The sequence below is a fragment of the Lentibacter sp. XHP0401 genome, from assembly GCF_025751535.1.
Classification (GTDB): Bacteria; Pseudomonadota; Alphaproteobacteria; order Rhodobacterales; family Rhodobacteraceae; genus Lentibacter.
Genome location: NZ_JAOWLC010000004.1, coordinates 218,300 through 235,667, shown reverse-complemented (window position 1 = coordinate 235,667; position 17,368 = coordinate 218,300). Strand labels below are relative to the sequence as shown.

Here is a 17,368-nt window from a genome sequence, read left to right as displayed (position 1 = left end):
TCCCCCGCCCGTTCGCCGCTTACATATTCGGATAGTTCGGCCCGTCCCCGCCTTGCGGCGTGGTCCAGTTGATGTTCTGGCTCGGGTCTTTGATATCACATGTCTTGCAATGCACGCAGTTCTGGAAGTTGATCACAAACTGCTGCTCGCCATCCTTCTCGACAAACTCATAGACACCCGCAGGGCAATAACGCGCCGAGGGCCCTGCAAACTTCGGCAGGTTCACCGAAACAGGAATGCTCGCATCCTTGAGCTTGAGATGCGCAGGCTGGCTCTCCTCGTGGTTGGTCATCGAGAAGCTCACGTTGGTGAGGCGGTCAAAGCTCAGTTTGCCGTCCGGCTTGGGGTAAGCAATCTCTTTATGCGCCGCAGCGGGCTCGGTGCTGTCCGCGTCGTTCTTGCCGTGCTTCATCGTGCCGAACAGCGAAAAGCCGAAGGTGTTGGTCCACATGTCCAAGCCACCCGCAACCAGAGAAGGCAAGAGGCCCCACTTCGACCACATCGGTTTCACGTTGCGCACTTTCTTGAGGTCTTTACCAATTGCACCCGTGCGCACTTCGGTCTCGTAAGCTGTCAACTCGTCACCCTCGCGGCCTGCCTTGATAGCCTCATGCGCCGCCTCGGCCGCCGCCATACCCGAAAGCATCGCATTATGGTTGCCCTTGATGCGCGGCACGTTGACCATGCCCACAGAGCAACCCAGCATCGCCACACCGGGCGCAACCATCTTGGGCATAGACTGATAGCCGCCCTCGCTGATCGCGCGCGCGCCATAAGCCACACGCTTGCCGCCTTCCAGAAGCTCCGCCACCATCGGATGGTGCTTGAAACGCTGGAATTCCATGTAGGGATAAAGATAGGGGTTCTTGTAATTCAAGTGAACCACAAACCCGACATAAACCTGATTTTTATCAAGGTGGTAAATAAACGAACCACCGCCTGCATTGCCATTAAGCGGCCAGCCCATCGTATGAGTCACGCTGCCTTCTTTGTGCTTGGCGGGGTCGATCTCCCAGATCTCTTTCATACCAAGGCCGAATTTCTGCGGTTCATGCCCGTCCGAGAGATTGTATTTCGCAATCACCTCTTTCGACAGGCTCCCGCGCACACCCTCGGAGAGGAACACATACTTGCCGTGCAGCTCCATACCCGGTTCGCTGTTCGGCCCGATGCTGCCATCGGCCTCAAGCCCGAAAACACCGGCGACAACACCTTTGATACGGTCGCCCTCATAGACAAGCTCGCTACACGCCATCCCGGGGAATATCTCGACACCCAGTTCCTCCGCCTGCTCCGCCATCCAGCGGCAGACATTGCCCATGGAAACAATGTAATTGCCATGGTTGTTCATCAATGGCGGCATCGGAAAGTTGGGAATACGCACACCGCCCGCTTCGCCGAGCATATAGAAGTTATCGTCTTTCACAGGCACATTCAGCGGAGCGCCTTTTTTCTTCCAGTCAGGGATCAGCTTGTCCAGCCCGCATGGGTCAAGTACAGCCCCCGAAAGAATATGCGCGCCCACTTCCGAGCCCTTTTCCAGAACCACAACCTGCAAGTCCGCATCCAGCTGTTTAAGGCGGATCGCAGCCGAAAGCCCGGCAGGCCCCGCACCAACGATTACGACATCGTATTCCATAGTCTCGCGTGCTGTGTCGGACATGTTCTGTTTCCCTCTTGCGCATCTGGGTAATAATATTTCACGCAGAATTACATGCCTTCAAGCCACGGCGTCAATCGCAGCTAGGCGGATTCTTCGCATTTGCAGAGAGTTTCCACACGTCAGATGGCAGATTCCCGAAGTTTTCTCCCCTCCGGGGAAAACTTGGCCCCGCGCAGCAGCCGAAAAAGCCAAGGAGCGGCACAAGCCAGAGCAACCGCCGCAATCGAGAAAATCCCGTCCACAGCATAATGCCACCCTGTAAAGACAGACAAAAACAGGATCAGCGCCGCATATCCAATGCCGAGAGGAGCCAGCCACTTGCTGCGCTCGGTCAGGTAACAGGCCCAAAGCGTCGCCATGGCCACATGCATCGAGGGGAATGCCGAAATTCCGCTGCCCTGCAATTGTTGTCCGCCATCCGCCTCATAGGCTCCCCAAAGCCCTTCCTGAAGCATCCGCACAGAGGTGTTCTCAAAGCCCACACTGGCAAGGCTCGCTTGCATACCGGCAAAGGCCTCGGCTCCGATCAGCCTGTCATGATAGATCGGCCCCGCCGAACTCATCAGCGTCGCGACCCCCAGCCCCAATACAAGCCACATGTAAAAATAGATCTTCAGATAGGTCTGCTTGCGCACCGCGTCTGTCTCGACCAGCACAACAAAGGCAGGAAACAAAAGCATCGAGATCGCCCAGACAGGCATATAAAACATCATAGCCCAATTTGCGCTCATATAAGGCGTAAACCCATGGCTCCATTCATAAGCATGCACACCGCCAAAAAGCGCCTTGTCCCAAGCGGCCAGCATCGGGTCGGCCCAATACGGCATCATCAACGGGATGGTTGTCTTGATAATGATAAACGAGCTACACAACAGCGCCGCCCCAAAAAGAGCACCTACAATCTCAATGCTCTTAAAACGATTATAGATCAGATATCCAAAGCAGATCGGCACGACAAAAAGCCCCGTCTTCCCTGTCACCATCATCTGGGCTACCGAGAGGTTCCCGGCCAGAAAGGCAGGCAGATAGGCAAACGAAAAGCCACGAACAATAAAGCCAAATGCCAGCGCAAAAAGGGTAAAGCGCAAACAATAGCGCAGAAAAAATGTCTGATGGTCGGCCATGCCCATGCCCTGGTTGTTCTTGTTTGGCTATAAAAACCAACACAATGTGGCACGAGCATGGCCGCCTCTTGGAAGGTTTCGGGCAGGTTACTCTGCGCAAATACCCCTGTTATAGTTTCCCACTTCGCGGATCACCTGCCCGCCCGAGGCTTCGCGCCGTTGGCCGGAAAGCTCGCTTGCCAGCACCCGCACCAGCAAATCCTTCAACTTGGTCACACGGTAGCAAGAGATCGTCGGCTCCGCATGCGCGTGGCCTACGCCGCTGTCATCGGTCAGAAACATATAGCGCCCACCACTCACCAGCGCCGCCTGACGCATCAGAAACTCGCTTTCCTTTCCAACACCGCTCGCGCCAAGTCCGAAGATCTGCACATTCTGTGCCGCTGCTTTGGAAGCCGCCGCCAAAAAGCGCTTGGCCTTGCTGTCATGCGCGGGCGCGTCGGCAATATGAAACACAATCCGCTCGCCCTTGCCGCGCCGCCATTGCATCGCAACGGCCGCTTCCAGCGCTTCCGCCGCCGCTTCGGGATAATCCCCACCGCCACTGGCATCCAGACTGCGCAGCCAGTTCTGCATCTCGGGCTGGCTCTTCGTGAAGCCAAAGTTCTTCACTTTATACAGGTCGCCATCATCACGATAAGCAATCAGCCCGAAGCGAATATCGACGCCCGGCGCCGCCCGCTTGGCCTCGCGCACAATCCCCTTAAATTCGCGGGTCAGCCAAGCCAGTTCGTCGCCCATGCTGCCTGTCGTATCAAAAACAAAGGTCAGGTCCATAAAATCGGGGGTCCAACCCTCCGTTTTAGGCACAACCAAGCGTGGCATAGTGGTGCTCCCCGTGCGCAAATCATCGCCCGACACCTGCACGCCCCTGTCAAACACTTTCAGCATCACTTCGCGCGGCGCGCTCGCCCCCAGAGCAGCAGGAAACGCGGTGATCACACCGTCAACACCGCTATACCCCGTATGAAACGGCTGGCTCGCCCCCATTTTGGTCAGCGTATAAGCCATCCCCGCAACAGGCGCGCCATCGCCGCTCACCAGCCTTGCGGCCACCATCCCGCCAAGGTTCACCCGTGGCAGCTTCAGCTCCTTCGCCGCCCCCGCCTGATAGCGAGAAAACGCCGCAAGGTTGAGCGTGTCGTCGATATCGCCCGCCGTCACAACGCCGCGCTTGCCCCTCGGACTCATGCGCGCAGACATCGGCTCAGGCGCCGCCATCACAATCGCATCCGCCATCGGCGCACCCCTGGCGCTGCTGCTCCCTCGCGTTTCCGAGGCAACAGGCGCGCTTTCCAAGCTCATTGCCTCGGGGTTCACCCCGCTTTCACAAGCCGTCAAGGCAAAAGCCGCAAGGCCCGAAAGCCAGATCTTGTTTCGAAACAGGGTCATCTTACGTCTCCACTCTAAATAATGTGCAATTTACACACTGATAAAAGCACCGCTTGCTTTCGTCAATATAAATGTGCAATTTATCCATTATGCTGCCAACACTTGATCATATCCTCGCCCCCCTTGCCCGCCTCCTTGTCGCACGCGGCGTTCCCTTTGGTGATCTGATGGAGCGGATGAAAGGCCATTATGTGCAGGCCGCCTCCGAGCAATCAGCCGCGCAATCCGATGGCAAAATCACCGATAGCCGCCTCTCGGTCATGACAGGCCTGCAACGACGCGACATCGCCCGCCTGCGCGCGTTCGAGCATAAGGCGCCCAAACCCAACCCGCTCACACGACTGGTCGCGCTCTGGCAAGCGCACCCTGATTACAGCCGGAGCGGCAAGCCTCTGCCCCTGCCCCGCACAGGCGATGCGCCCAGCTTTGAAAGCCTCGCCCGCGAGGTCCGTCAGGATGTGCACCCCCGCGCCATGCTCGATACACTCTTCGCGGCAGGCACGGTCAAACTCTGCAAAGACACAGTCGAACTCACCCAAAACGCTTATGTTCCCCTCGCAGGCTCCGAAGAGCAGCTTGATTACCTCGCCGAAAACGTCGGCGATCACCTTGCCGCTGCCGCCGAAAATGTGCTTGGCCCCTACCCGCTGCACTTCGAGCGCGCGGCGCATTACACAGGCCTCACACCCGCACAGGTGAAAATCCTTACCGCCAGCTATGATGCCGCCCAAATGGCTCTGCTGGAAGACATCGCCAGCCAGGCAGAAGCCCTCAAGTTGAAAGCTCCCACTGGCGCATCCGCACGCTTTCGGGCAGGAGGGTATTTCTACTCTGCAACAGGCGAGACATCCGATGATTAAGCGCACAGCCCTCACCCTCTTTTCCCTGCTCGCCCTGGCCGCCTGCGCGGCGCCCGAAGGCGAATTTCTCAAAGGCGCTACAGCGCCAGCACCCGCATCGGCCCCGCTTGATGCAGCGCCCGTCATGGTAGAAGAAGCCCCCATGCACACCTCGCCCGGCCTTGAGGTTTGCGATGGGGATGGCATCGGCGGCACTGGCTGCCCCGAAAGCTGAAGCACGCCCGGGAAGCGCCTCGGCAAATTCCGCCCATTGAAGCGCCGCGCCCTTTACCCTATTGCAAGACAGCCCATCTGTGGGACAGAGTGATTTAACGAATACGAAAGCGAGCGCGCCGCGCCGCAATGACTATAAAGGCAAGTCTAATGGACAAATTTCCAATGACACGCGCTGGCCATGCCGCGCTCGAAGCAGAATTGAAAAACCTCAAATCCGTTGAGCGTCCCGCCGTGATCTCGGCCATCGCGGAAGCGCGCGAGCTCGGCGATTTGAAGGAAAACGCCGAATACCACTCCGCCCGCGAGAAGCAGGGCTTCATCGAAGGCCGCATCCAGGAGCTTGAGGCTGTGCTCAGCCTCGCCGAAGTGATTGATCCCAAAAAACTTTCCGGCACAATCAAGTTCGGCGCGACTGTGACTGTGGTTGATGAAGACACCGATGAAGAGAAAACCTGGCAGATCGTCGGCCAGCACGAGGCCAATATCGAAAAAGGCCTGCTCAACATGAGTTCCCCCATCGCCCGTGCCCTCATCGGAAAAGAAGAAGGCGACAGCGTCGAAGTCCGCACGCCGGGCGGCGAGAGAAGCTACGAAATCCTGAAAATCGCGTTCGTTTAACCGAAAGAGAGCGCCATGTCAGAGCCAAACGAGACACGCCCGACACCGCTGGGGATCTATGATCGCCAAGCCGCCGAGAAAATCACCGCGATCGAGATCATCGCGCTGAGTCTTTCGGCCGTCTGGCTCTTTGGCGCGGCCATTTTCTTTCTCTTGCTGCCCTCCGATGCGCCTGCCGATGAAACCGCCTCCGGCTCGCTGCGCTTCATGATGACAATGATGGCCGTCTTCATGCCCGTCGGCATGATCTGGGTCGCCGCCACAGCCGCGCGCTCGTCAAAAATCATGCGCGAGGAAAGCCAGCGCCTGCAAAGCGCAATTGATGCCATCCGCCACGCCTACATTGTGCAAAGTCAGAGTGGCAAAATAAGCGCCGAACCCTCGGTCGCCCGCAAGCTCGATGAAATTGCCGCTGCCCAGCGCAAGACCGAAACGGCCCTGGCGACCTTCACCTCCAGCCGCGACAATCGCAGCCAGCGCCCTGCGGCTGCCGCACCAGAGGCCCAATCCGAGGCACAAACAGCCCTTCCCCTCGGCACAACCGCACAAGATATGGCCCCTTCGATCAGCCGCGAAGAGTTCATCCGCGCCATAAACTTCCCCGAAACGGCCGATGACACCGTAGGCTTCAACGCCCTCCGCCGCGCGCTCAAAGACCGCGCTGTCGCTGGCCTCGTGCAAGCTGCACAAGACGTGCTCACCCTGCTCAGCCAGGATGGCATCTACATGGACGATCTCAACCCCGACATGGCCCGTCCCGAAATCTGGCGCCAGTTCGCCCAAGGCACACGCGGCCGCCAAATCGCCTCCCTTGGCGGTGTGCGTGACCGCTCGTCTCTGGCACTCACATCAGGCCGTATGCGCGAAGATCCGATCTTCCGGGACGCGGTGCATCACTTCCTGCGCCGCTTTGACAAAAGCTTCGTCCAGTTCGAAGCCGAAGCAAGCGATTCCGAGATATCAGAGCTCGCAGGCACCCGCACTGCCCGCGCCTTCATGCTCCTTGGCCGCGTCGCAGGCGTGTTCGACTAGCCAGAAGCGCGGCCATGCTCTACCCTAAGATGACAGGGGGAACGGAGCATGACAGCCAAGGCCCGCAAAATCATCATCTGCATCGACGGAACCGGCAACGAAATCGGTGACCGCGAAAGCAATGTCCTGAAACTCTACAAAGCGCTCAAACCAAGAGATGAGGCGCAAATCTCCCATTATGTCCTCGGTGTCGGAACCTTTGACGGAACCAAGCTTATGGGCCGCACCCGACACGCAATCAATCAACTGCTGGGTCAGGCTTTCGGCTACGGCCTTGAGGATGATGTGCTGCAAGCCTACCGCTTCCTCTGCCGCACTTACCGCTCCAAAGCCGACAAGCGCGCCGCCGATGGCGGCCTTTCAGAAGACGCCGCCGAAAGCGATCATGTCTATATCGCCGGCTTCTCGCGTGGCGCATACGCCGCGCGCATTCTCGCAGGGTTTGTGCACAACTTCGGCCTCATCGCGCCTGCAAAGCTCCACCTTATTGCCCCCGTCTTCCGCGCCTACCGTCGCGTCAGTGACTTTGACCAATCTGCATCTGATGACCGCGTGTTCCAGGCCCTGCGCGAGTATGAAGACGTGCTCAAACCAACCCCTGCATCCATCCGCGCACTCTTGCTGTTTGATACGGTCAACTCGCTCGTTCGCTTCCGTCGCCCATGGCACAACTTCAAGAAATACGGCAGCCTCGCCGAATTCGGTACACATGCCAGCGTCAATTCCAACGTCTCGGTGCGCATCGTCCTGCACGCTCTTGCCAAACACGAGCGCCGCTCGCTCTTTCGCCCGCAACTTTGGGCGCCCACAGCAGGTGACCGTGAGGGGGGCAGCCCCAATGGTGTACCCCTCTACTTTGGCAACAATTTCCGTCTGCCCGCTGCCAAACGCGCACAAATCATCCGTCAGCGCTGGTTTTCAGGCTTTCACTCCGATGTCGGCGGCTCCCCGCCCGAAGATGAAAGCGGCCTCGGAAAAATAGCCCTGCTCTGGATGATTGACGCTTTGGCCGACGCCGAAAAGCAAGCCGATGCCGAGGACAACGCCGCGCGCAAGAAATCCCGCCGCAGCCCGCTCATGAAGCCGCGCAGATACGGTCTCGCCCTCAAATCAGGCGCGCGCAAACGCTATTTTGAAGGCGTCGTCCCCGAAGCTCGCACGCCGGGTGGCCTGCCCTACGCCCCGCCCGATGCAAACGCGCCGCTGCACGATTCCCATCGCAACGGCCTGCTCGCCCCGATCTGGAATATCATGGAATTCTTCCCCAAATCTGCCCGCCGCCGTGAAGCCGGTGCGCCCGAATGGTTCCGCCGTGCACTCTGGAAATGGTATCTCCCGCTTTATGAGCCGCGTCGCATTCCGCCGGGGCATGAAGTTGACCCGAGCGTCACAGAAAGCTCGCATAAGGGATAAAGCGCACCGGATCACCCTGCGCGATTTCAAGCTCTCCATCAGGCAGTTCAACCAATCCGTCCGCCCAACTCAGCCCGCTGATCCTTCCTGAGCCCTCCGAGGCAAACACCTCAACAGAGCCGCCGCGCATCCGCGCGCGCAAATACTCGCGCCGCCCGGCCTTTTTGCGTTTCTCAAACGCCGCTGGCAGCGCATACCCAAGCGGTTCATCCCAGCCGCGCCCCGCCAGAACACCCATCGCAGGGCGCGCAAAAATCAAGGTGCAAACAAGCGCCGCCACGGGATTGCCCGGCAAGCCGAAGACAGGCGTCCCCGCCCACATTCCAAGAGCCAAGGGGCGCCCGGGTTTGATCGCAATCCGCCACTCCTGCATCGCGCCAGCCTCGCGCAGCAGAGCTGACATATGATCTTCATCACCGTTCGAGGCCCCACCCGATGTCAGAATAACATCTGCCTTGCCCGCTGCCTCATTCAGCCGCACCCGCAGCGCCGCGCGGTCATCTCCCACGCGGCCCAAATCTACCGGTTCAAAGCCCATCTCGGCGACCAGCCCCAAAAGCATCACACGGTTGGCATCAAATATCTGCCCCTCGCCCGCCACTTCTCCAGGTTCAACAAGCTCGTCGCCCGTCGAAAGCACACCGACCTTGAGACGCTCGAACACGGGCAAAGCGCCCAGCCCCGTTGCCGCTGCAAGCGCAAGCTCGGGCGCGCCCAGCCGCAGACCCTGCCGCAAGATCACATCGCCAGCGATGACATCCTCACCGGCCTTTCGCGTATTCGCCTTTGGCTTCACACCCGCCCGAAAGGCAATCTCGCGCGCGCCGGCGTTTACGTCCTCTTCCAGAATCACCGTATCCACGCCCTCCGGCAATGCCGCACCCGTCAGAATACGCACAGCAGAACCATACGGAACCGCATGGCCAAGCGGCACACCCGCCGCCGAGCGCCCCTCAATGAGAGGCAAGGTCTGATCGCCCGCCCCCAGCGCTTCAAAGGCAAAGCCGTAACCGTCCACAGCGGAGTTCGGCAAAGGCGGGTTCGAGCGCTTCGCCACGACATCCTCAGACAGCACCCGCCCCAAAACCGCACTCAAAGGCAACTCCTCGCGTGCCACCACTCCGCGCAATCGCCCTCGCAAGCCCTTCAGGGCTTCATCTACAGGCGTCCAATCCACCCCGGCAGGCAGCGCAAAACAATCATCGCGTAAAGGAGGTGGCTTCAATCCTGTGTCATTCTCTTCAGTCAATTCCGCCTCCTGACCAAGCCCCAAAATCCAGCCTTCCTCGGCGACGCGCGGCTCCCTTACATCCAACATGGCCCTCAAAGCCGCGTCAGACAAGCCCGCCACACATCCTGCCAGACCAACCCGCGCCTCCCCACAGGGGTCAAAGCCCGACCTCGATCAAGATAAAATCCGCAATCGCACGCGTGTCGTTCAAATCAAATACCGGCCGGTCAAGCTCCATCGGCGTGTCAGAAGCAACAGCGCGCACTGTCAGGTCATCACTCGCAATCAGCGCATTTCCCGTCTCGGCCCGAAACGCCTCCACCTTGGGGTGCGCATCGCGCTTATACCCCTCGATCAACACCAGATCGACGGGGCTCAGCCGCGCCAGCAATGCCGCCAAATCAGGTTCCTCTGCCCCGCGCATCTCCTGCATAATCGCCACACGCTTGCGCGAGGCAAGCAACACCTCGCTCGCCCCCGCCGCGCGGTGGCGGTAGCTGTCTTTACCCTCATGGTCTACATCAAACGCATGATGCGCGTGCTTCACCGTTGAAACAGAAATCCCCCGCGCCGTAATCTCGGCCACAAGCCGCTCCATGAGCCCAGTCTTGCCCGCGTTCTTCCAGCCGACAACTCCGTAAACTCTCATATCATCGCCTCTGCCTTCACCAGGTCTTCTGGCGTATTGATGTTGAAAAACGGCTCGCCCGCTCCGTCGAACTCGGCCATCTGCCCGCCGTGCTTATCCGTCCACATCACAACCTTCCGCAAGCCCCCCTCAAGAGCGGCACGCAAATCATCGCGCAAAGCGACAGGCCAAAGCCCGAAGGTTGGCTGCCGCCCGTCAGGCGTGCAGGCAAGCGCGAGCGGATGCGCCATGCCTTCTGCCGCCAACAACAAACGCGGGACAAGATCGCAAGGGAAAAACGGCGTGTCCCCCGCCGCTGTCACAATACTCTCATGTCCCTGCGAAGCGGCCCAATCCAACCCAGCCAAGACCCCTGCCAAAGGCCCCGCAAAGCCCGCGACACTGTCGCTCACAACAGGCAAACCAAAGCCTGCAAACCGCGCGGAATCGCCGTTGGCATTCAGCGCAAGCTCTGCCACCTGCGGTTCCAGCCGCGCAATCACACGCTCCAGCATCGGCGCGCCACCGAGCGGCAAAAGGCACTTGTCTCCGCCCCCCATCCGCGTGGCCAACCCGCCCGCCACTATCACTCCAGCCGGCTGCTTCATGTCACTCTCCACTCTTCCAGATCCGCCGCAAATGCCTCAGGCGTTACCCCCTCAGGCAGAGCCGCATCAGGCACAATCAGCCGCGCGGTCGGCAACTCGATCAACGTCGCGCCCTCAATCCGCCGTATCTCGCGCACAAAAGCCCAGCCCACATGACTCTCTATATTGGGCCGTGCCGCCACAATCCCCTCGGGCGCAAGCTTCATTGCCTGCGCGCCACCCGTCTCGTTGTAGCGCCCGTGCACACCCACAAGTTTGCGGTGCTGCCGCCACCAAACGGCAAGCACAAGCCCGCCTCCAAGAGCCGCCGCAAACAGCATCGGCACAAGGCTCTCGGGGTCAAACAGCGCGCGGTTAAACATGAAAATCGACGTCGGAAACAGTACCGCCGCTGCCAGATTGCGCAGCGCCACTCTGTTTTTCGAAGGCACACCCTCTATCGGCGTTGTCACAGCGCGGCGGTAAAGCTCCGGCGCAATTTCGAAGCTCAGATTATAGCTCATTGGCCACCCTTCCGCCCGTGCTTCCTCGACTCTTCAGGCACACTCGCAGGGTCTGCATCCCAAAGAAGTCGCTCCTCGCCGGACAGACAGACAAACCGATGCCCGCGCATCCGCCCCACAAGTGTCAGCCCCACCTGCCGCGCAATTTCAACGCCCCAGGCGGTAAACCCCGAGCGCGACACAAGCGCAGGTATCCCCATAAGCGCCGTCTTGATCACCATCTCGCTCGTCAGGCGGCCCGTGGTATACAAAAGCTTGCCCTCGGGGCCGACCCCTTCGGAAAGCATCCAGCCGGCCACCTTATCAACCGCATTGTGCCGCCCCACATCCTCCATATAAACCAATGGCTTACCCCCCTCACAAAGCACCGTGCCGTGAATGGCCCCCGCATTCAAGTAAATGGAAGGCGTGCGGTTGATCTTCGCGCTCAGTGCATAAAGGTCAGACAGTTTCACCTCGCCCGCAGGCAGCACCAGCCCCTCAAGTCCTTCCATCATATCGCCAAACACAGTGCCCACGGCACAGCCCGATGTGCGCGTTTTCTTCTCGAGCTTGTCCTCAAACCGCGTGCGCTGATTGGTGCGCACAACAACAGCTTCAGACTCCTCGTCATAGTCCACACCCAGCACCGTGTCGGCGTCGGTGATCATCCCCTGATTGCGCAGAAACCCGAGCGCCAGATACTCGGGGTAGTCCCCGATGGTCATCGCCGTCACAATCTCGCGGGAGTTGAGGAAAATCGTCAGCGGCCGCTCCTCGACCACGTTGATCTCGGTCACATCGCCGTTCTGGTCGCGCCCCTGCACAGATCGCGTGAGCCGCACCGCGTCAGGGTCAGGCGCGAGGATATAGCTGTCTGTCTCAGTCTCTTTGCCCATTTACCTCTCCCCCCAAAACGCGGTAGCCCATTCGCTACCAATGTAGGGGCAAGACATGCGCGCAACCACATCAAAAACGCCGCTTCGGCAGGGGATAGGCGACGCCGCCCCCTTTATTCTGGTGGTTTCGCCCTTCGCGCTGGTCTTTGGTGTGGTCGCCACCGAAGCTGGCCTCAGCATCGCCGAGACCTTGCTCTTCTCTATCGCCGTCATCGCAGGCGCGGCCCAGTTCACCACACTGCAACTGCTCAATGAAAATGCCCCCGCCGTAATTGCCCTGCTCTCGGGTCTCGCGGTCAATCTGCGCATGGCGATGTATTCGGCCTCCCTTACACCCTACCTTGGCGCAGCTCCCCTCTGGCAACGCGCGCTGGTCGCCTATCTCACGGTTGACCAGTCCTACGCCTGCTCCGTCGCAGCATTCGAGCGCAACCCCGGCTGGAACCTGAAACAGCGCACCACCTATTTCTTCGCAACATGCCTGCCCGTCATTCCGATGTGGTATCTCATGTCGCTCGTCGGCGCCCTCATCGGTGAAAGTATCCCCGAAAGTGCAGCGCTCGACTTTGCCGTGCCGATCACTTTTCTCGCCCTCATCGCGCCCATGATGCGCACGCCAGCCCACCTCGCGGCAGCGCTCGTGGCCAGCCTCATGGCGCTCGGCCTCACATGGGTTCCCTACAACTTGGGCCTCATGATCGCGGCCACTTTGGGCATGGTCACAGGCGCGCAAGTTGAGCTCATGCTCACAAAACGGGGGCTTTTCAAATGATCGAACGCCCGGAACTTTGGTATGTCATCGCAGGCCTCGCCGCAGGCAGCTTCCTGCTGCGTTTCACGTTTCTCGGCTTTGTCGGTGACAGGCCGCTGCCCGAGTGGCTCCTGCGCCATTTGCGCTACACAGCCGTTGCGGTTCTACCCGCCCTCATTGCACCCATGGTGCTCTGGCCTGCAGCCACAGGCGGCAGCTTCGATCTGCCCCGCGGCCTCGCAGCCTTCGTAACACTGGCCGCCGGCTTCTGGTTCCGAAATGTTCTGATATCCATAGCAGCAGGCGCAACCACGCTCTATCTGGCGCTCTACCTACTCGGATAAGATCAGTTGATCTTCACTTTCGAGGGGTCATAAGCACCCAGATCAGCGTTGTCATACTCGTAAAGCTTGCGCTCGGTCACACCCGGCAAAGCACCGAACTGCTCTGCAAGCTTTTTCGGATACCAGCCCACATTGATGCTCTCGAATCCTGCCAGCTGGCTCAAAATACCCGATGTCGAAAGCGCACATTGCGCATCACCGACATTGCCCTTGTTCATGGCAAGCTGAAGCGCGCGTTCTGCCACGGCAGGACTCACTTCAACTTCCTGCACAATCACATGAAACGTCTCGCGTGCGTGGTAGCGCGTGTAAACATCAGCCACCCGCGGGCTGATCCCGAAAAGCACATCGTTGCGCTCGGGAATCGCCGGATGGTAAAAACTTCCCGCAGGGTCCCAGATCACACGCTGGCTGCCGCTGATCATCAGCGAAGTGTGCGCGCCCTGTCCGCTGCGGTTGTTGATCATCGTGAACAACGTGAGCTTGTTTGGCCCCGTGTCACGGTATTTCACTTTATCGATGACTTCATCTGGCGCCCAAACCGCTTCTTTGGCACATGCAGAAACTGTTAGCGCCAGGCCAAGCGCCAGAAAAACCTTCAAAAAAATGTGCATTAGATCAGCCGTTGATCATATAGGCAAAGAGCAGCACCAGAATAATCACAATGGCCGTGCGTGTGACCGCTGTAATAAAGCCGGCAAATGTATCTTCCTGAACCTGGATGTCCATTTCGCCGTGTTTGTGATCGCTCATGTCTGTCTCCTAATTCGCGTTTGCAGCTAAATACTTTATTTGCCGGAGCCTGTCACTATCTTGCCGTGCAAGCTTCGCATTTTTAGGCCTCGCCCTCTTCAAGCGCCTTGGCAAGCCTGAAACCGATGCGATTGGGCGCCGCCGTCTCGACCTCTTTTGGAAGCGCGCGCAACAGCACGCTGAGCTGGCTTACATGCTGCACAAGCTGGGTTTTCGCCCCAGTTGCGTCACTGCCGTAAAAGGTCACGATATCAGGGTCAAAAAAGCCCATCCCTTCGATGCGCATGACGCCCGCGTCGCCGCCGGTAAAGCCCATGGCAACCTCATGCTCGTTATCAAGCTGCGCCTCGAAGTTCTGTATATAAAGGATCAGCCGCTCATGCGCCCATTCCGCAGGGCTCTTCTGGGCGACAGGTTTTTGCGTCACGGCTTTGGGCATTTCGCCCGCTTTGCTCTGCTCCGCACAATGCGCCTCATAGCGTTTGGGCAGGGCCTCAGCCTCCAATGCTTCCGCCGATGTCAGAATTTCGTCATCCATATCCTACCCCTTTTTGTTCCACAACCACGCGCCACTTTCGCTCATTTTGCACGTGGCACGGCCTTCCCGGAACAAATGATTAAGGTGCGCGACAGCTTCCACAAGGGCCAATCCATATGTGCCTTGGTCAATTTTTCGTTTGAACAGCACAGGAAAACACTCAACAGCCGTCTTCGGCTCGGCAATATACTCGGCCAAACGGTCAAGCCCGTGAACGTGATTCTCTTTCAGCTGGCGCATCCTGAAAGGCAGCCCCGTAAAGGGCCGCTTGTGCCCCGCCAGCACGATATGATCCTCTCGCGCAACCTCGGAGAACTTCTCGCAACTTTCAATCCATTCGCCCACAGGGTCCGCCTCCGGCTCGGTCGGATAAACCCCGATGTTGGGGCTGATCGAGCAGATAATCTGGTCGCCCGACAGCACCAGACCGTCCTCACGGCTCCAGAAAGTGAGGTGCTCGGGGGCATGCCCGTTGCCCTCCAGCACATCCCATGTGCGCCCGCCCGCATGCAGCACATCGCCATCCTTCAGCCGCGTGTAGCCTGTCGGGATAGGTGCGCAAACGTCGGCAAAGTTATAGGGCCGCTCCGCTATACGCTTGGCCAGAATGTCAGGGTCCATCCCCGCTTCCCGCCAGAACTGCACCGCCTGCGGCGTCACGGCCTCTTCCACATCCAGAATAAGCATACGGCTCAGAAGCCAAGCTGTGCGCGAGGCCCAAAGGCTCGCGCCGCGCTCCATAAACCAACCCGCCATACCGATATGATCAGGGTGATGATGCGTGAGAATAACGCGGCTCACAGGCTTGCCCTTGAGGGCCGTCTTAAGTAGCTCTTCCCACATGGCAACAGAGCGCTTGGTATGAAAGCCCGTGTCAATGAGTGTCCAGCTGTCGCCCTCGTCGAGCGCGTAGACATTCACATGATCCAGCACCATAGGCAGCGGCAAGCGTATCCAGAGCACACCCTCGGCAACTTCAAGCCAGCCGCCCGGCTCGGGCGCCTCACCCCAAGGATACCTTATGCCATGCATCTCGTCTCTCATGCGCTTTCCAAATCCTCGATGCCCAGCGCATAAAGATCGTCAGCACCCTGCATGGCGTGGCCCAACTGCGCCTTATGTTCGGGCAGCAGCCGGTTGATGTAAAACCGCGCAAGTTTCGTGCGCGGCCCTTCGCCCCCCTCAGCCACAGCAGCGCGCAGGTGGAAATATCCGCCCAAGACACGCGCATACGCCGCCAGAAACGGAACCGACCCCGCAAAACGCGCCGTCATATCCTTCTGCGCCACCATCCATTCTGTCGCCTCGCGCAAATTCTCGGTCGCATCCCAGACAAGCCCTGCCATACGGGGGCGCGTCGCGCGCGCTTCCTCGGCAAAGCCCTGCATCTCGTCAATCAGCGCATGCGCCGCCTCGCCACCGTCCATCAGCTTGCGGCCGACAAGGTCCATGGACTGGATGCCGTTCGTGCCCTCGTAAATCGCCGTCACACGCACATCGCGGGCGTATTGCGAGGCACCTGTTTCTTCAATAAAGCCCATACCGCCATGCACCTGCACGCCCATTTCTGCTACTTTGATACCCGTGTCCGTGCCAAACGCCTTGGTGATAGGTGTCAGCAAAGCCGCCCGCGCGGCCCAGTCGGCCTCGCCTGTGGCGGTGCCCATATCAATCGCAACCGCATTGGCCAGAGCAATGGCCCGTGCTGCAAACAGCTCCGCACGCATCGTCGCCAACATGCGGCGCACATCGGCATGGTCAACAATCGTGCCGGTGCCGCCCTCAACGGGCGTGCGCCCCTGTTTGCGTTCCATCGCATAGGCCAGAGCCTTCTGGTAAGCGCCTTCGCCCGCGCCAATCCCCTGACACCCCACACCCAGCCGCGCGTTGTTCATCATCGTGAACATCGCGGCCATACCTTTGTTTTCCTCGCCCACAAGCCAGCCTGTCGCGCCGTCATATTGCATTACAGCGGTCGGACTGCCGTGCAGGCCAAGCTTATGTTCAAGGCTCACAACCTTCAGCGTATTGGCCACACCTGCCTCGCCGTTGTTGTCCGGCAAAAATTTCGGAACCAGAAACAGGCTGATCCCCTTGGTGCCCGCAGGCGCATCAGGCAATCGCGCCAGCACAAGGTGGCAAACATTATCGCTAAAGTCGTTGTCGCCCCAGCTGATATATATCTTCTGCCCCGAAATGGCATATGTCCCGTCACCATTCGCAACGGCCTTGCTGGAAAGCGCGCCAACATCGCTGCCCGCCTGCGCCTCGGTCAGGTTCATTGTCCCGCACCACTCGCCCGAAACAAGCTTGGGCAGATAGATCGCCTTAAGCTCCTCGCTCGCATGATGCTCGAGCGCTTCAATCTGCCCCTGCGTCATCAACGGGTTAAGCTGCAAGCTCAAACAAGCCGCGCTCATCATCTCGTTCACTGCCGTTGTCACCGTCATAGGCAGGCCCATCCCGCCATGCTCGGGGCTTGCCGCAACCGACACCCAGCCGCCCTCGCGGATCGCTTTATAGCCGTCGGCAAAGCCCTTGGAGGTGCGCACGACCCCGTTTTCAAGCCGTGCCGGGTCCAGATCACCGTTGCGCTGCAACGGGAAAAGCACCTCGTCACACATTCTGCCCGCTTCCGTCAGAACAGCGGCCGTCACATCGTCACTCGCCTCCGCAAACCGTTCTGTTCCGCTCACTTTGTCAAAACCGACAACATGGTGCATGATATACTGATAGTCATTTACGGGGGCACGAAAGCTCATGGCAATCTCCTCAACGGGTTAATGGGCCGCTTGGCAAAAACGTCCCCCTGACAT

At 59.3% G+C, this 17,368-nt stretch carries 20 protein-coding genes; 7 read left to right on the top strand and 13 right to left on the bottom strand.

The genetic code is table 11. The annotated features are described in order from the left end of the window. Nucleotides 1–19 precede the first annotated feature (19 nt). The 3 genes from OE750_RS07505 to OE750_RS07495 all read right to left on the bottom strand — a co-directional run bounded on the left by OE750_RS07505 (nucleotide 20) and on the right by OE750_RS07495 (nucleotide 4,179). Entirely contained in the window at nucleotides 20–1,663 is a 1,644-nt protein-coding gene (locus OE750_RS07505) for an electron transfer flavoprotein-ubiquinone oxidoreductase (RefSeq protein WP_263763118.1), read from the bottom strand. 119 nt (nucleotides 1,664–1,782) lie between these two features. Further along, nucleotides 1,783–2,787 (bottom strand): phosphatase PAP2 family protein, encoded by a 1,005-nt coding sequence (locus OE750_RS07500; protein WP_263763116.1) that lies wholly within the window; start codon nucleotides 2,785–2,787, stop codon nucleotides 1,783–1,785. 87 nt (nucleotides 2,788–2,874) lie between these two features. Beyond that, nucleotides 2,875–4,179 carry a vWA domain-containing protein gene (locus OE750_RS07495; protein ID WP_263763114.1) on the bottom strand — a complete coding sequence of 435 codons (1,305 nt, stop codon included), beginning with the start codon at nucleotides 4,177–4,179 and terminating at the stop codon, nucleotides 2,875–2,877. Nucleotides 4,180–4,250: 71 nt separating this feature from the next. Between OE750_RS07495 and OE750_RS07490 the strand changes: the two genes are divergently transcribed. The 5 genes from OE750_RS07490 to OE750_RS07470 all read left to right on the top strand — a co-directional run bounded on the left by OE750_RS07490 (nucleotide 4,251) and on the right by OE750_RS07470 (nucleotide 8,318). After that, nucleotides 4,251–5,039 (top strand): DUF6502 family protein, encoded by a 789-nt coding sequence (locus OE750_RS07490; RefSeq protein ID WP_263763112.1) that lies wholly within the window; start codon nucleotides 4,251–4,253, stop codon nucleotides 5,037–5,039. Then, nucleotides 5,032–5,253 (top strand): hypothetical protein, encoded by a 222-nt coding sequence (locus tag OE750_RS07485; RefSeq protein ID WP_263763110.1) that lies wholly within the window; start codon nucleotides 5,032–5,034, stop codon nucleotides 5,251–5,253. The genes OE750_RS07490 and OE750_RS07485 overlap by 8 nt, the downstream gene beginning before the upstream one ends. Before the next feature lie 149 nt (nucleotides 5,254–5,402). Further along, nucleotides 5,403–5,873 carry a transcription elongation factor GreA gene (gene greA, locus OE750_RS07480; protein ID WP_263763108.1) on the top strand — a complete coding sequence of 157 codons (471 nt, stop codon included), beginning with the start codon at nucleotides 5,403–5,405 and terminating at the stop codon, nucleotides 5,871–5,873. Nucleotides 5,874–5,888: 15 nt separating this feature from the next. Continuing rightward, nucleotides 5,889–6,905: a hypothetical protein gene (locus OE750_RS07475; RefSeq protein ID WP_263763106.1), complete on the top strand. Its 1,017-nt coding sequence runs from the start codon at nucleotides 5,889–5,891 to the stop codon at nucleotides 6,903–6,905. Nucleotides 6,906–6,953: 48 nt separating this feature from the next. Continuing rightward, nucleotides 6,954–8,318, top strand: a complete 1,365-nt coding sequence (locus tag OE750_RS07470; protein ID WP_263763104.1) for a T6SS phospholipase effector Tle1-like catalytic domain-containing protein — start codon at nucleotides 6,954–6,956, stop codon at nucleotides 8,316–8,318. On the opposite strand, the gene glp is transcribed toward OE750_RS07470, so the two are convergent. From glp to OE750_RS07445, 5 genes are all read right to left on the bottom strand, one after another. Beyond that, nucleotides 8,293–9,636 (bottom strand): gephyrin-like molybdotransferase Glp, encoded by a 1,344-nt coding sequence (gene glp / locus OE750_RS07465; protein WP_318527987.1) that lies wholly within the window; start codon nucleotides 9,634–9,636, stop codon nucleotides 8,293–8,295. The two genes, OE750_RS07470 and glp, sit on opposite strands and share 26 nt — an antisense overlap. Before the next feature lie 70 nt (nucleotides 9,637–9,706). Then, nucleotides 9,707–10,198: a molybdopterin-guanine dinucleotide biosynthesis protein B gene (mobB, locus tag OE750_RS07460; RefSeq protein ID WP_263763101.1), complete on the bottom strand. Its 492-nt coding sequence runs from the start codon at nucleotides 10,196–10,198 to the stop codon at nucleotides 9,707–9,709. Beyond that, nucleotides 10,195–10,785, bottom strand: a complete 591-nt coding sequence (gene mobA, locus OE750_RS07455) for a molybdenum cofactor guanylyltransferase MobA (RefSeq protein WP_263763100.1) — start codon at nucleotides 10,783–10,785, stop codon at nucleotides 10,195–10,197. Before mobA ends, mobB begins: the two co-directional genes overlap by 4 nt. After that, nucleotides 10,782–11,288 carry a hypothetical protein gene (locus OE750_RS07450; RefSeq protein WP_263763098.1) on the bottom strand — a complete coding sequence of 169 codons (507 nt, stop codon included), beginning with the start codon at nucleotides 11,286–11,288 and terminating at the stop codon, nucleotides 10,782–10,784. Before OE750_RS07450 ends, mobA begins: the two co-directional genes overlap by 4 nt. Then, nucleotides 11,285–12,166, bottom strand: a complete 882-nt coding sequence (locus OE750_RS07445; RefSeq protein WP_263763096.1) for a formate dehydrogenase accessory sulfurtransferase FdhD — start codon at nucleotides 12,164–12,166, stop codon at nucleotides 11,285–11,287. Before OE750_RS07445 ends, OE750_RS07450 begins: the two co-directional genes overlap by 4 nt. Nucleotides 12,167–12,221: 55 nt before the next feature. Here OE750_RS07445 and OE750_RS07440 point away from each other — a divergent pair, with 55 nt between their 5' ends. Then, on the top strand, nucleotides 12,222–12,938 hold the full coding sequence (locus OE750_RS07440) for an AzlC family ABC transporter permease (RefSeq protein WP_263763094.1): 717 nt from the start codon (nucleotides 12,222–12,224) through the stop codon (nucleotides 12,936–12,938). Next, entirely contained in the window at nucleotides 12,935–13,261 is a 327-nt protein-coding gene (locus tag OE750_RS07435; protein WP_263763092.1) for an AzlD domain-containing protein, read from the top strand. The genes OE750_RS07440 and OE750_RS07435 overlap by 4 nt, the downstream gene beginning before the upstream one ends. Before the next feature lie 2 nt (nucleotides 13,262–13,263). Here OE750_RS07435 and OE750_RS07430 read toward each other — a convergent pair whose 3' ends face one another. The 5 genes from OE750_RS07430 to OE750_RS07410 form a co-directional block, all read right to left on the bottom strand. Beyond that, entirely contained in the window at nucleotides 13,264–13,875 is a 612-nt protein-coding gene (locus OE750_RS07430; protein WP_263763090.1) for a hypothetical protein, read from the bottom strand. 4 nt (nucleotides 13,876–13,879) lie between these two features. Beyond that, the gene (locus tag OE750_RS07425; RefSeq protein ID WP_263763088.1) at nucleotides 13,880–14,014 is read right to left on the bottom strand and encodes an aa3-type cytochrome c oxidase subunit IV; all 135 of its coding nucleotides are present in this window, start codon (nucleotides 14,012–14,014) and stop codon (nucleotides 13,880–13,882) included. A gap of 82 nt (nucleotides 14,015–14,096) precedes the next feature. Beyond that, nucleotides 14,097–14,552: a DUF6173 family protein gene (locus tag OE750_RS07420; RefSeq protein WP_263763086.1), complete on the bottom strand. Its 456-nt coding sequence runs from the start codon at nucleotides 14,550–14,552 to the stop codon at nucleotides 14,097–14,099. A gap of 3 nt (nucleotides 14,553–14,555) precedes the next feature. Next, entirely contained in the window at nucleotides 14,556–15,596 is a 1,041-nt protein-coding gene (locus OE750_RS07415) for an MBL fold metallo-hydrolase (RefSeq protein WP_263763084.1), read from the bottom strand. After that, nucleotides 15,593–17,314, bottom strand: a complete 1,722-nt coding sequence (locus OE750_RS07410) for an acyl-CoA dehydrogenase (RefSeq protein WP_263763082.1) — start codon at nucleotides 17,312–17,314, stop codon at nucleotides 15,593–15,595. Before OE750_RS07410 ends, OE750_RS07415 begins: the two co-directional genes overlap by 4 nt. Between the last annotated feature and the right edge of the window lie 54 nt (nucleotides 17,315–17,368).